9 protein-coding genes and 1 pseudogene are annotated in these 13,714 nt (G+C 63.6%); 6 read left to right on the top strand and 4 right to left on the bottom strand.

All coding sequences use genetic code 11. The features are described 5' to 3' along the window. Positions 1–43: 43 nt before the first annotated feature. The 3 genes from D3242_RS11695 to D3242_RS11685 are packed head-to-tail and all read right to left on the bottom strand — an operon-like array spanning position 44 to position 4,886. Complete coding sequence (locus tag D3242_RS11695; protein WP_019862825.1) at positions 44–529, bottom strand: acetone carboxylase subunit gamma; 486 nt, start codon at positions 527–529, stop codon at positions 44–46. Then, positions 526–2,730, bottom strand: coding sequence for a hydantoinase B/oxoprolinase family protein (locus D3242_RS11690; protein WP_064984444.1), 2,205 nt, complete (start codon positions 2,728–2,730; stop codon positions 526–528). Before D3242_RS11690 ends, D3242_RS11695 begins: the two co-directional genes overlap by 4 nt. A gap of 14 nt (positions 2,731–2,744) precedes the next feature. After that, complete coding sequence (locus D3242_RS11685; protein ID WP_064984442.1) at positions 2,745–4,886, bottom strand: hydantoinase/oxoprolinase family protein; 2,142 nt, start codon at positions 4,884–4,886, stop codon at positions 2,745–2,747. A gap of 110 nt (positions 4,887–4,996) precedes the next feature. On the opposite strand from D3242_RS11685, the pseudogene D3242_RS11680 reads away from it, so the two are divergent. The 6 genes and pseudogenes from D3242_RS11680 to D3242_RS11655 all read left to right on the top strand — a co-directional run. Continuing rightward, positions 4,997–5,758 (top strand): annotated as a pseudogene (locus D3242_RS11680) (helix-turn-helix transcriptional regulator); the annotation flags it as partial. A gap of 111 nt (positions 5,759–5,869) precedes the next feature. Further along, positions 5,870–6,619: an SDR family NAD(P)-dependent oxidoreductase gene (locus tag D3242_RS11675; RefSeq protein ID WP_010913063.1), complete on the top strand. Its 750-nt coding sequence runs from the start codon at positions 5,870–5,872 to the stop codon at positions 6,617–6,619. 224 nt (positions 6,620–6,843) lie between these two features. After that, a complete protein-coding gene (locus tag D3242_RS11670; protein WP_064984707.1) occupies positions 6,844–8,193 on the top strand; it encodes a glucoamylase family protein in 1,350 nt (449 codons plus the stop codon). Next, positions 8,183–9,712, top strand: coding sequence for a mercuric reductase (locus D3242_RS11665; protein ID WP_064984440.1), 1,530 nt, complete (start codon positions 8,183–8,185; stop codon positions 9,710–9,712). Before D3242_RS11670 ends, D3242_RS11665 begins: the two co-directional genes overlap by 11 nt. A gap of 170 nt (positions 9,713–9,882) precedes the next feature. Then, positions 9,883–11,106, top strand: a complete 1,224-nt coding sequence (locus D3242_RS11660; RefSeq protein WP_064984439.1) for a glycosyltransferase family 4 protein — start codon at positions 9,883–9,885, stop codon at positions 11,104–11,106. Further along, entirely contained in the window at positions 11,103–12,677 is a 1,575-nt protein-coding gene (locus tag D3242_RS11655; protein ID WP_064984437.1) for a glycosyltransferase, read from the top strand. The genes D3242_RS11660 and D3242_RS11655 overlap by 4 nt, the downstream gene beginning before the upstream one ends. Here the strand turns inward: D3242_RS11655 and D3242_RS11650 are convergent. Next, entirely contained in the window at positions 12,660–13,652 is a 993-nt protein-coding gene (locus D3242_RS11650; protein ID WP_081296130.1) for a hypothetical protein, read from the bottom strand. The genes D3242_RS11655 and D3242_RS11650 overlap by 18 nt on opposite strands. Positions 13,653–13,714: the final 62 nt, after the last annotated feature.

Below are 13,714 nucleotides of genomic sequence, written 5' to 3'. Positions count from 1 at the left end.
GCAATCAGGTTCCGGAGTATTTGTCGACGCGGTCCGCCTTTCTCTAGAGCGGCTTGCCCAGCCATTCGCGATAGAAGCCTTCGAGATCGGGCTGAAAATCGTGCACGATGGGATAGCCGGGGGCAGCCGCTTCCACCTCGTGCATGGTGCCGCATTCCGGGCAGATGAATTCGCGGATCTCCATCCATTGCGGATCGGGGATATCGCTGTTGGGATAGATTTCGCGCAGCGTCTCCTCGGTGTTGCGTACGATGATCGAAGCCTTGAGCTTCCAGTTCTTGCGATAGTCGCCGAAGGAGTGACCGCATTCGCAGCGTGTCACACGCTCGTCGCCGCTCTGGCAGATGAAGAGGTGATCCGAGACCGGCAGCAGGATCGGGTCCTTCCAGCCGACACGGTCCTGCAGCACCGCGACGTATTTGAAGAAGCGGTCGTCATCCTTGTAGGCGCTCATGACGCGGCGCGTCTGCGGCCAGGGCAGCGTGCCCGCGACCAGATCGGCGATGACTTCCTTGCTGTACGAGGTCATGGCTTTGCTCCCGGCATGAAGATCGATTTGGCGTCGACGTTCCAGAAATCGCTGAATTCCCTGGTGAAGCGCGACGATAGCTTGATCGCGCTGGCGTACATCTTCTTCACCTCGGGCGCGAAGTCGGCCTTCTCGACACGGCAGCGTTCGGTAGCGATCCACTCCGAGACCGGCTTCGCCTGCGCAAGCCGCCTGGCGCGCATTTCGGCGCGGTGGCGCTTGGTGGCCTCGAGGTTGGCGACGGGATAGCCGTCCTCGTCCTCATCCAGCATTATGCCGAAGATGCCTGTAGCCGCTTCCTTGGTCAGATAGCCGTTCTCGACATCCGCTGCCGTCTTGAGCGGATCGCGCTCCAGCACGTCGCCATAGCCGCCACCGCCATTATAGGAATGGGTGAAGACGTCGCCGGTCCTGTGCGGGGCGGTGATGTAAGGGCCTTCCATCGTCACATGCTCGCCCTGCAGCCGCAGTTCGAGTTCCGAGCGATGCGGGTTGGTGCCGGTGTGATGCGCCAGCGGCGCCCGCTTTTCGGCGAGTTCGAAGATGTTGCTATCGCGCACCGCGCGGTGCTTCTGGCAGGTCGGCGCCGGGTAGCCGCCGCACATGCCGCCATTGTCGAACACGCGGGAGGAATGTTCAGAAGTAACCAGCCTGAGATGGTCGGTCTTGCTGACCAGCCAGGTCGAGATGAAGGAGCAGCCGCCGCGATATTTGCCGGCGCCGCCGGAATTGGGAACGATCGAGCGGCCGATATAGACCATCGGCATGTTCTGTTCCCAGATCTCGATATTGCCCATGTCGGATTCGGGGTTCCAGCCGACATAGGCGGTGTCCAGCCCATCCTTGATGGCCAGCGCGCCGGAACCGGCGGCGGCGCATTCGAAATGCGCCATGCCGAACAGCTTGCCGTACTGGCTGGTGCCGCCCATCTCGATCATCGGGCTGTTGACCTGGCCGACGAAAGCTTCCTCGACAAAGCCGCGCCCGATGAAGGAGCGCGACAACAGTCGCTGGAACACGCCGTAGGCCGGTAGCAGCAAGGCCCATGAGGTGGCGGTCGCCACCATCTCATTGTCCGGATTGGTCCAGGTGCCGTGCGGCAGCTTCAGCTCGGTCGCCATCCAGGCGCCGTCATTGACCAGGCCTTCGAAATTCATGTGCTGGGTGAGCGTCACGAACATGCCGCCATCCATGCCGGCCGGCGTGCAGTTCATCGAATGGTAGCCCCAGGGCTGCGTGCCCTCGAAGTCCATGATGATCTTGCCGTCGGTGGTGATCTCCATTTCGATCGGCATGTTGTAGAGCCAGTCGGGATCGCCGAGCGGCTGATAGCCAGGCTTGCCCGCGGTGACATGGCCGTAGAATGTATGACCGCGATAGATGCCGGGAACCGTGAGCTGGCGCGTGCGGGCGAGCTGGGCACGGCGGCCTTCCTCGATGAATTCCTTCGACACCTGCATCCAATAATCCAGGCCGATCTCGTCGATCAGCGCCTTGACGCTTTCGCGCATGTCGATGCAGGAGGCGACCTTGGCCTTCTCGTCGAGCACCCAATAGATCGGCATGCGCAAATTGCGCTCGCAGCGGATGACATAGTCGCGACGGATCTCGTCGTTCTCGCCGACCTTTTCGGCGCAGACGAAAAGGCCCTCGGTGAAGCGCTCCTGCGCTAGCGCCACATCGCCGCCGGGGGTGATGCCGCCGGCCTCGAGTTCGTGGCAGACCGCGCCCGCCCAGCCGACCAGCTTGCCGGAGTGGAAGATCGGCACCACGTCCATCACATCGGGCACCTGAACGGTGCCGATGAAGGCGTCGTTGTTGGCGAAGATGTCGCCGTCGCGGATGCAAGGGTTTTCCTCGTAGCCGTTGCGGATCATCCATTTGATGAAGCGGCTCATCGTGTGCACATGCACCATGATGCCGTTGGAGAGCGCGATCGCATCGCCTTCCGGCGTGTAGATGGCGACGACCATCTCGCCGACTTCGCGCACGCCCGGCGAAGCCGAGATGCGGCGGGCCATTTCGCGTGCCGAGACGCAATAGGCGCGCAGCTTGGTGTGCAGCGTCTCGAATTTCAGCGGATCCTGGTTGCGCAGCTGCAATTCGGTGATGCCGTCATAGCAGCCGGTCTCTTCCATGAGCCGTTCGGATTCGATCAGCCGTTCGCGGATGCGCAGGGCGGAGGCGGGTTTGTCCAGCATGGCGTTCGCCCTTCTCAAGCGTGGGTGTAGTGCAGCAGCGTCCACTCATCGACATGGACACGGTCCTGCGGATGAACGACGAGCGTGGTGGCGGGATGTTCGATGATGGCCGGGCCGATCACCTCATGACCGGGCTGCAGAAGGTCCATCTCGTAGAGATTGGCCTTGTGCCAGCGGCCGCCAATATAGGCCTCGCGCACGCCCTTATGGGCGGACGACGGGTCCGACTTGCCGAGCTGACGCTTGAGCAGCACTGGCTTGACCTTGTCGGCGGTGGCTATCAGGCCAAGCTCGGTGATGGAGAAGCCGGCTTCGCCATAGCGCGAGACGCGATGGTTGACCTTGGCGTAGACCGCCTCGAACTCGTCGATGACCCTGCGCATGTCGTCGGCCGATTGGAGGGCCGGCAGCGGCGCCATCACCTCGACGTCTTCGAGCTGGCCGGTGTAGCGCATCATCAGGAACGGCACGGTCTTGATCTTGTCGCGCGCGTGGCCGTCCACGATCATCTCGTCGACCGCCGCCCTTGTGAGATCATCCCAGACATCGGTGACCTTCTTGCCGAAGGCGAGCAGCTCGTCGTCGGCGGCGCGCGCACCGATGTCGTGTTGCGTCGACACGGAGTGGCGGCGCATGAAATCGGCGGTGGTGCAGCCGAAGGCCGAGAAGGCGGCGGCGAACTGGAAGGTGATGATGTCCTTGAAGCCGATGCCCCTAGAGCAGCCGGCCAGATGCAGCGGGCCCGAACCGCCATAGGAGAGCAGCGTGAATTCCGAGGGGTGGATGCCCTGGCCGGAGATGACGCGGCGCAGCGCGTTGTTGGCGTCGGCCTCCAGCATCTCGATCATGCCTTCGGCGGCTTCCTCGACACCGACGCCAAGCAGGCGCGAACATTTTTCCTCGAAGGCCGCCCTCGCCTTCTCGACCTGCAACACGACCTTGCCGCCAAGGAAATAGTGCGGATTGAGGCGGCCGAGGATGGCGTCGCAATCGGCGATGGTCGGCTCGGTGCCGCCTTTGGCGAAGCAGATCGGACCGGGATCGGAGCCGGCGCTTTCCGGTCCGAGCGAAACCTTCTTGGTCAGCGGATCGACTTTCAGGATCATGCCGGCGCCGGCGCCGATCGTGTCGAGATGCAGCGTCGGCACATTGAGCTTGAAGCGGTCCATCAGCGGCTCGTTCTCGATCCGGGTCTGGCCGCGGGTGATGACGCCCATGTCGAAGGAGGTGCCACCCATGTCCGAGCAAATCAGCGAGTCGTTGCCGATCAGCTTGCCGACATAGGCCGCGCCCAGAATGCCGCCGATCGGGCCGGAAATCATCGTCTCATGCAGGCGTGGATGGTTGATTGATGTCAGGCCGCCGAAGGAGAGCAGCGTCTGCACGCCATATTTGAAGCCGTATTTCTTGGAGACGTCCTCGATGCCCTTGAGCTGCTTGCGGCCGCGCGAGGTGGCATAGGCCTCGATCAGCACGGAGTTCAGCCGCGACTGTTCGCGGATGACCGGGCGCACCTCGTGGCTGGTGTAGACGAGGATGTCGGCGCCGGCCTTGGCGATCTCCTCGCGGCAGATCTCGGCAATGCGCTTCTCGTGCACGGGATTGACGTGCGAGAAGATGGTCATGATGCAGATCGCCTCGACCTTGTCGGCGATCAGCTTCCTGGCGGCCGCAGCGACCTCGTGCTCGTAGAGCGGCAGGATGATGTCGCCGAACTGGTCGATGCGCTCGGTGACGCCATGGGTGCGGCGGCGCGGCACCAGCGGGTCGGGATGCTGGTGCGTCACCGCGTGGAGCCGGTCAGCATAGGAATAGTCGGCCCAGGCCTGCAGGCCGCGGCCCATCAGGATCATGTCTTCCAGGCCCTTGGTGGTGATGAGGCCGAGCCGGCGGCCGGTGCGCGACAACAGTGTGTTGAGCATGCCGGTGCCGGAATAGAGCACGACGTTGACGCCGGAGAACAGCTGCTCCAGCGAGATGCCCCAGGCATCGGCCGCGTCCTCGGCCGAGGCAAGGAAACCTTCGGCCTCGTTCTTCGGCGTGGTCGCCGACTTACCGATCTTGAAGTGGCCGTCCTGATCGACAAGGATCGTGTCGGTCATGGTGCCGCCGGCGTCGATGCCGATGACGATGGGGTTGGTAGTGATCTGGTCCACGGGTCGCCTTCCCTCTTCGAGAATGACCGCAGGCTAGATTCGATCGCGCGGATCGCGCCATATGCCTAAAGACACAATGACTGCGCGGCGCGGTTCGCCGAGAAAAGGGCATGCGCATGGGCAACATCTGGGCGCCGCTGGCCAAGGCGATCGCCGCCACCGGCACCGATCGGCATGTCGACTGCCTGATCGACCTGGTCGGCGCCGACATTGCGCACGATTTGGTGACGGTCACCCGCTACTCGGCGACCAAGACGCCCGAATTCGTCAAGCACCGGCGCTTCTCGGACGAGATGGTGCGGCGCTATCTCGACAATTACTACGTCTTCGACCCTTTCTACGCCTCATGGCGACGTGAGCGCCGTCTCGGCATCCTGCCGCTCAAGGGGCTGGCCGACGAAGAAGCCAGGCGCGGCCAGTACATAGCCGGCTTCCTGGCGCAGTCAGAAATCTGCGACGAGGTCGGCATCCTGCTGGCTGACGGCGGCGACTGGTGCCTGGGCATCTTCCTCGACCGTTCGACCAGTTCGTTCAAGGACAGCGAGATCGCCCTCCTGGACGAGCGGCTGCCGGTGTTCGAGGCGCTGCATGCGCTCGACATCAAGGCGCGCGGCAGCGACTTTTCGCGCACCTTGGCCCCGACCGGCCCCGGCGCTTCGCCACAGCAGAAGCCGACCATCCCCACAAGCCTGTGGCCGGAATTGTCGCAGCGCGAGCGGGAACTGGTGCAGCTGATCCTCGCCGGTCATCCGACAGCCAACATCGCCGAGCGTCTCGGCATCACCATAGGCACCGTCAAGAACCATCGCCGGCGCATCTACGAGAAGCTCGACATCACCACCGAGCGGGAGCTGTTCCTGCAGTTTTTTCAGCACCGTAGCGCCCGCTGCTGGCCTACCAATATCCCGGTCGGCGAGCCCGATCCCGCCTTGAACTTGGTTGCGGTTGACTTCACATTCGCCACCGATTGGGAGGAAGACCATATGCCGAACTTCGCGGGACGCTTCGCTGGCCGGTCAGCCGTCATCACCGGCGGAGCCTCCGGCATCGGCCTGGCGGTCGCGCAAAGGATCGTCGAGGAAGGTGGACGCATCAGCGTCTGGGATCGTGATCCGGCCCAGATCGAACAGGCGAAAACTGTCATCCCTGGCCTGCATGGTGTTGCCATCGACGTCGCCGATGCCGCCGGCGTCGAAGGCGCCGCCGCACGGACGATCGAAGCCCTTGGCGGCGTCGACATCCTTGTGACCAGCGCGGCCATCACCGGGCCGAACATGACGACCTGGGCCTATTCGACCGAGGACTGGCAGAAGGTCATCGACATCAACATCAACGGCGTCTTCTACTGCAACAGGGCGCTGGTGCCGCATATGCTCGAGCGCAATTATGGCCGCATCGTCAACATCGCCTCGATTGCCGGCAAGGAAGGCAATCCCAACGCTTCCGCCTACAGCACGTCCAAGGCCGCCGTGATCGGCCTGACCAAGTCGCTCGGCAAGGAACTGGCCAAGACCAAGGTGACGGTGAATTGCGTGACGCCGGCGGCTGTGCGCACAGCGATCTTCAAGCAGATGAGCCAGGAGCACATCGACTTCATGCTGTCGAAGATTCCGATGGCGCGCTTCGGCGAGGTCGAGGAAGTGGCGGCGCTGATCTGCTGGATCGCCTCGGAAGAATGCTCATTCACGACGGCCGCCGTCTTCGACGTTTCCGGCGGCCGCGCCACTTATTGACCTGCGCCGGAAGATCCCCACATTGGCCGGTGCGACTACAATTCCGCGTGACGAGGCGACGATGGGAATTGGACAGGCCTATATAGTCGGTGACGGGCGGCGACGAAACAGGGTTTGCGGGAAAGCCATGAAGCGGCGAGACAGTTTGGCGATGACCCAAGGCCGTCGTGCCGGCGCCGTGCGATCGACAGGGGTCGCGGCCACCAGGCTGGAGATTGCATCGCTTGCCTGAAGCAAATCCCGCAGCACTGTCCGATGACGACCTCCTGGACCGCTACCAGCGCGCCGCCTTCGGCTATTTCCTGGAGAATGTGAACCCCGACAACGGGCTGGTCGCCGATACATCGCGGCCGAACTCGCCGGCCAGCATCGCCGTCGTCGGTTTTGCGCTGTCCTGCTATCCGATCGGTGTCGAGCGCGGCTGGATGACACGCGCGGCGGCGGCGGAGCTGACGCTTGCGGCGCTGCGTTTCTTCTCGGCCAGCCCCCAAAACGGTGGTGACAACGTCACCGGCCATAAGGGTTTCTACTACCACTTCCTCGACATGCGCACAGGCTTGCGCGTCTGGCGTTGCGAGCTGTCGATGGTGGATACAGCCTTGCTGATGGCCGGCATATTGGTGGCCGGCGCTTATTTCTCCGGCGGGGACGAGGGGGAGGCCGAGATCCGACAGCTGGCCGAAGCACTCTACCGGCGCGTCGACTGGCGCTGGGCGCAAGGCAGCAGCCCTACCTTGCGGCAGGGCTGGAAGCCGAAGAGCGGTTTCCTCCACTACGGTTGGGAAGGCTACAACGAGGCGACCATCCTCTACGTGCTGTCGATGGCTTCGCCGGACAGCCCGACTTCCGACGATAGTTACGAAGCCTGGACGGCGACCTACCAATGGGAAAACATCTACGGCCATGACGTGCTCTATGGCGGCCCGCTGTTCATGCACCAGTTTTCGCATGCCTGGATCGATTTCGCCGGCATCCGCGACGCTTTCATGCGCGAGAAGAATTCGGACTATTTCGAAAACAGCCGCCGCGCGACCTATCTCCACCGCGACTATGCCCGCCACAACCCCTATGGCTTCGACGGCTATGGCGAGAACCTTTGGGGCCTCTCGGCGGGAGACGGGCCGGGCGGCTTCCGCGCCAGTGTCGAGCGACGGAGACACCGGTTTTCGGGCTATGCTGCGCGTGGCGCACCGTTCGGGCCGGATGACGGGACGATCGCGCCATGGTCCTATCCCGCGTCGCTGCCTTTCGCGCCTGACATCTGCCTGGCCGCCATGCGTCATCTCGGCGAGCGCTATCCGCAAGTGATGGACAATTTCCGCCTGCCGAGCGGCTTCAATCCGACCTTGGCCAACCGGCGAAAATTCGGCCGCGACGGCTGGGTGTCGGAAGGCCATTACGGGCTGGACCAGGGCATCGTGGTGATGATGATCGAGAACCACCGCTCGCGCCTGATCTGGGAGCTGATGCGCTCCAATCCGCACATCCGCCGCGGCCTGGGCAAAGCGGGTTTCACCGGCGGCTGGCTGGCTCAGCCGGCAGGCTCCACGTCAGGAGCCTACGATGGCGCGTGAACAGACAAAGGCGGCCACCTTCCCAGTCGACCGCAATGACGTCGAACTGGTCCGAGGCGCGCATCCGCCGCGCTGGAAGAACCCTACTCCCGACGGTCCCTACAATCTCGTCGTCATCGGCGCCGGACCGGCCGGCCTGACCGCGGCACGCGACGCCGCAAGCCTTGGCGCAAAGGTCGCGCTGATCGAGCGCGGGCTGATCGGCGGCGCCTGCGTCAATGTCGGCGGCGTCCCCTCGAAGTCGATCATCCGCACGGCCAGGCTCTATGCCGATATGCGCGATGCCGAGAATTTCGGCGGCGACACGCCGGCGCGTCTTCCCGTGGACTTCGAACGGGCCATGATGCGGATGCGGCAGATCCGGCAGCGGCTCAGCCGCGCCGATTCGGCCGCGGCCATCACAGCCGAAGGCATCGACCTCTATTTCGGTGAAGCGCGCTTTGGCGGACCGGACACGGTTGAAGTCGCCGGCAAGACGCTGCATTTCAAGAAGGCCCTGGTCGCGACCGGCGCGCATCCGAGCGGGCCGGCGATACCGGGACTTGCCGAGGCCGGCTATCTCGACAATGAGAGCATGTTCAACCTCACGCGGCGTCCTGAGCGGCTCCTGGTCATCGGCGGCGGGCCGCTTGGCTGCGAGACGGCGCAGGCCTTCTGTCTTCTCGGCGCGAAGGTCATCCTGGCGCAGAGCGACCCGATGTTCCTGCCCGGCGAGGAACGCGACGCCGCGCAGATCCTTTCGGACACACTGGCGCGCGAGGGGGTGGAGGTGCGCCTGAACACCGAGGTGGTGGCGGTACGCAAGGAAGGCGGCAGGAAGCTCGCCGATCTTTTGCGGGACGGCGACACGACAACGATCTCCGTTGACGAGATCATCACCGGCGTCGGCCGTTCGCCCAATGTCAGGGGTCTCGGACTGGAAGAGGCCGGGGTGGTGTATGACGCCAACGGCATCAAGGTGGACGATCATTTGAGGACCACCAATCCGCACATCTACGCGGCGGGCGATGTGTGCCTGGAATACAAGTTCACTCATACCGCCGAGGCAGCGGCACGCATTGTCGTGCGCAATGCCCTGTTTCGCGGGCGCGAAAGGCTCAGTGACCTCGTCGTTCCCTGGTGCACCTATACCGATCCGGAGATCGCTCACGTCGGTCTTTATCCGATCGAGGCGCGGCAGAACGGCATTCCGGTCAAGACCTATACGGTGCTGATGCATGATGTCGCCCGCGCCGTGATGGACGGCGAGGAGGAAGGGTTCGTCAAGATCCATGTCCGGGAGGGATCCGACCGCATCCTGGGGGCGACGGTCGTCGCCGCCCATGCCGGCGAGATGATCAATGCGGTGACGCTTGCCATAAGGTCGGGCATGGGATTGCACGCCCTGGCCGACGTCATCCATCCGTTCCCGACGCAGGCACAAGGCATCAAAATGGCGGGCGATGCCTACAGGCGAACCCGGTTCACCTCCTTGCGCAGGCGTCTGGCGGCGCGCTGGCTGGCCTGGTCGAGGCGATGAACCCGGCCCCGCGCAGAGGACTCGGGGCGCGGCAGTATTCAAAATATACAGTGCTTGACGAAAGCCTTGTTCAGCTAAACAAGGTGGCGCTGATGCCTGTAATCACGGAATCGTTCTGAATGCCATCCGAATTGGACCCCTTGCCTGGGACAAAGCCCCAGGCGTCAGCATTGAACGGCACAGGCGCGCAACCAGCTGTCGGCCAGCCCGAGCGGGCGACCCAGAAACGTACGGTGGTCGTGTCGCACGACCCGGGCTTTCCGCCAGCTTCAGGTGCGGATCTGAGAAACTATCGCAACGCCGAAGCGGCCGCCAGGTTCGGACCGGTCTGCCTGGTTTCAGTGAAGCCGAACAAGGTAAGGAATGCACCTGATCCATTGATCCGGGTCGAGGCCCTGTCGATCGAAGGCGAACCTCGCACAGCCTCGATCGGTTGGTGGCGCTCAAGGGCGGAGAATCGCATATCGCGTTCCGCGCTGACGCGGCTTGAGGCACTCGTCCGTGAATTCCGCCCTGACACCATCATTGTCGAGGGCGTTGGCCTGTTCAAGCTGCTGCGGCCCCTGCGGCCGCTGGCGGAGCAACTCATTCTCGACATGCACAATGTCGAGTCCGACCTGGCCGGACAGATCAGGCGTCTCAGTGCCAAGCGAAGCGCGGCAGCATTCAACGTCCGGCTCCTCGAGAGAAAAGCACTGTCCCTCGTCGACAGGGTATGGGTCTGCTCGAACCTCGATCGCCAGAAGCTGATGACGCTTTCCCGGCACAGGATCCCGATCGACGTTGTTCCGAACGGAATTCCGCAGGCCGGGGATGGTCTCGCGCGCCTGCCCGCCGAGCCGTCGACCGACAACGGCTTTCCGGTGATCGTGTTCATCGGCCATCTCGCCTACCCGCCAAACATCGATGCCGCCCAGCGGTTGGCCAGTGTCATATTGCCCCGTATGCGACACGCCCTGCCGGATGCCAAGCTCGTCCTGGCGGGACGCACCCCGCGACCGGAAGTGCAGGCATTGGCTGGATTGGCTGGTGTGGAGCTCATCGAAGATCCCGCGGATGTCGCGCCGCTGTTGTCCAGCGCGCATCTCACCATCGTCCCACTGACGGCGGGCGGCGGCACACGCATCAAGATCCTGGAGGCAATGGCCGCGGGCGTGCCGGTGATCGCCACGCCGATCGCGGCCGAAGGCCTGGACCTGGTCGAAAATGACGAGGTGCTGCTGTCTCAATCCGATGAAACGCTTGCCGAGATGGCCATCGGACTCTGTCTCGACCCCGAACGCAGGGCGCGGCAACGCCTTCGGGCGCATCAGGCGGTATGGGCAAGGTTCGGCCCGCAAGCGATCCGCGATGCCGTTCGTGACGGGCTTGGATCAAACGGCGCCACCGGATGATTCCGGCAATCCTGCACCAGACCTGGAAGAGCGACGCCATTCCAGCGCGCTTCCAGGCCTATGCAGACAGCTGGAAGCGGCACAATCCGCACTGGACGGTGATGTTCTGGAGCGACCGGATGCTGCTCGAATTCGTGGCCGAGCACTACCCTGATTTCCTGTCGATGTTCTGCGGCTACACGAGGGGCGTGCAGCGCTCGGATGCGGCCCGCTACATGCTGCTGCATCATTTTGGCGGGGTCTATGCCGACATCGACTGCGAATGCGTGGCGGCCTTCGATCCGATCATGGGCGAGACCCGTGTCGTGCTGTGCAAGGAGCCGGCGTCGCATGCGGCCGTCCAGGCGGACTTCCGGGGCCTGCCCTATCTTCTGTTCAACGGAACAATCGCTAGCCCGCGCCGGCATCCGTTCTGGATGCATGTCCTGTCCATGATGCCCGGGCTCGCAGACGCCGAGGACGTGCTCGACGCGACCGGTCCTTGCCTTTTGACCTCCGCCCAGCGCGGTTACAGCGATCAGGAAGCCTTTGCCATTCACCCTTCCGGCCTGTTCTCGCCGGTGACGTCTGCCGGGAGCATGGAGCGTGAGGCCGGCGACGATACTGCAGCACTTTCGATCCATCACTGGGCCGGCACATGGTGGATCCCGGAGCCGCCACCGAAATGGACGACCAGGCTGCGCAACCAAGCCTATCGGCTTCGGTACCAGCTGACGCGCGGAGCGTATCTGGATGAGGCCGAGGCCAAAGCCGGCGTCGACAAGGCGGTTCTGGCGGCGCCGCCGCCTTCGGGCCAGAACATCGCTGTTCTGGTGCCGCTTCGCGACGCCGCCGACCTCATCCAACCCTTTCTCGATGCGCTGGACGGGCTCGACTACCCCAAGGACAGGATCAAGCTGGTCTTCTGCGAAGGCGACAGCCTGGATGGCAGCTGGGAACGGCTGCAGGCCGCGACGACGGGGCTGGCCGGCAGATATCGTGATATTGTGCTGCTGCAGCGACAGGTCGGCACCAGGCTCGACAGGGCAAAACGGGCCAGGCCGAGCATGCAACGCGTGCGGCGCGGCGCGATTGCCAAGGTGCGAAATTACCTCATCGATCACGGGCTGAAGGAAGACGACGACTGGGCGCTGTGGATCGATATCGACATCTGGCGCTTTCCCGGCGATGTGCTGGGCCGGCTGATCGCCACGCGGCATCGCATCGCTGTGCCCAACTGCGTGAAGATCGCCGGCGGCGACAGCTTCGACCTCAAAAGTTTCGTTATCCGACGGCGGACCAGGGATTATCGCTACTACCGCGAGATCCGCGGCGGTCTGCACCAGCCTCCCAAGCAGACCCCATATCGCTATCATCTGAGCGATGTCAGGCATCTCGACATCATCGGCCTCGATGCGGTCGGCGGAACCATGCTTCTGGTCGATGCCGCTCTGCATCGCGGCGGCCTTCGCTTCCCCGAAATTCCCTACCGCGACCTGATCGAGACCGAAGCCTTTGGGGTGCTCGCCAACGATCTCGGCATCCGGCCGGTCGGCCTGCCGAAGCTGGAGATCCTACACGTCCCCTGGTGAGGCGGCAGCCTGCCGAAATTCCTGCCTGAGGGGCTCCAGATAGGCCTGCGGCCGCAGGCGTCGCCACAAATATTCCCGGTCCGTCAGATGCGCGACTTTGCCGATCCAGCGCTGTGGCGCTTCCGGATCCCTGACCTCGTGCCAATCCTCGACAATGATGACCGGCAAGCCCTCGTAGAGAGGATCGAGCGGCGAGGTCTTGGTCACGACGATGCAGCCGAGATAAAGCAGCTCCCATGTGCGGTGACAGTCGAGGCCGTTTCCCGTGGTCGAAAGCACGAGCGGATATTGCGAATACAGCTGCCAGATGCCGCGCTGCGAAACACGTCTTTTCAGGAAGTCGACATGCGGGCATCCGTCCAGCACATCAAGCAATTCCCGACGATCGCTCGAGCCGCTGCTGACGCTGAAATCACAGAATATCCTGGGCTGGCGACGATCCGCACCGCCTTGCCGGCCGCGCAGGGTTTGCAGTTGCCGCACCAGTCCGGCAGGCGTCGCAAGGGAGCGTGGCGTATGGAGGTCCAGTCCGATCGGGAACGGCTTGATCCGGGGATGGACGCCATCGCAGTTCTGGCTGTACCAGGATACCAGATAGGGGTTGGCGAGGAGCCGCTCGACGGTGTCCTTCGCCAGGTCCGACGGCACCGAGGCATCGCCGTCGGTTGTCAGCAGGACGAAGGGAGCCTTGATGGTCGGCAAGACGACCCGGGTGAACGTATCGAGGTCGCAGTTTCGCCGTTCCCTGGCCAATGTGCTCAGCCGCACCCAGACGATGCCGTGTGCGCCACTGTAGTGGTCGCGGAAAAAGGCCTCGTCCTGCGTCGATTCGGTCGGCGCGTTGCGATACCAATCGGGTCCGGCGAAGTCGCAGAAGTAAGCGATGCCTTGCGACCACAGCACGGAAGGAACGCCGAGAAATCTCAGCGCCCAGGAACGCACCGCCTTTTTGAGTTTTGCCCGCCAACGCGACATGCCCATCGGCAAGACTTAGCCCAGACACCGTCGCGGCTGCAATGTCCCGGTTCCGGCCGGAA

Origin of the sequence: Mesorhizobium jarvisii (assembly GCF_003601985.1) — a bacterium.
Taxonomy (GTDB): domain Bacteria; phylum Pseudomonadota; class Alphaproteobacteria; order Rhizobiales; family Rhizobiaceae; genus Mesorhizobium; species Mesorhizobium jarvisii.
Note: the sequence above shows the minus strand (reverse complement) of the source record. Positions and strands in the feature narration are given on the sequence as shown.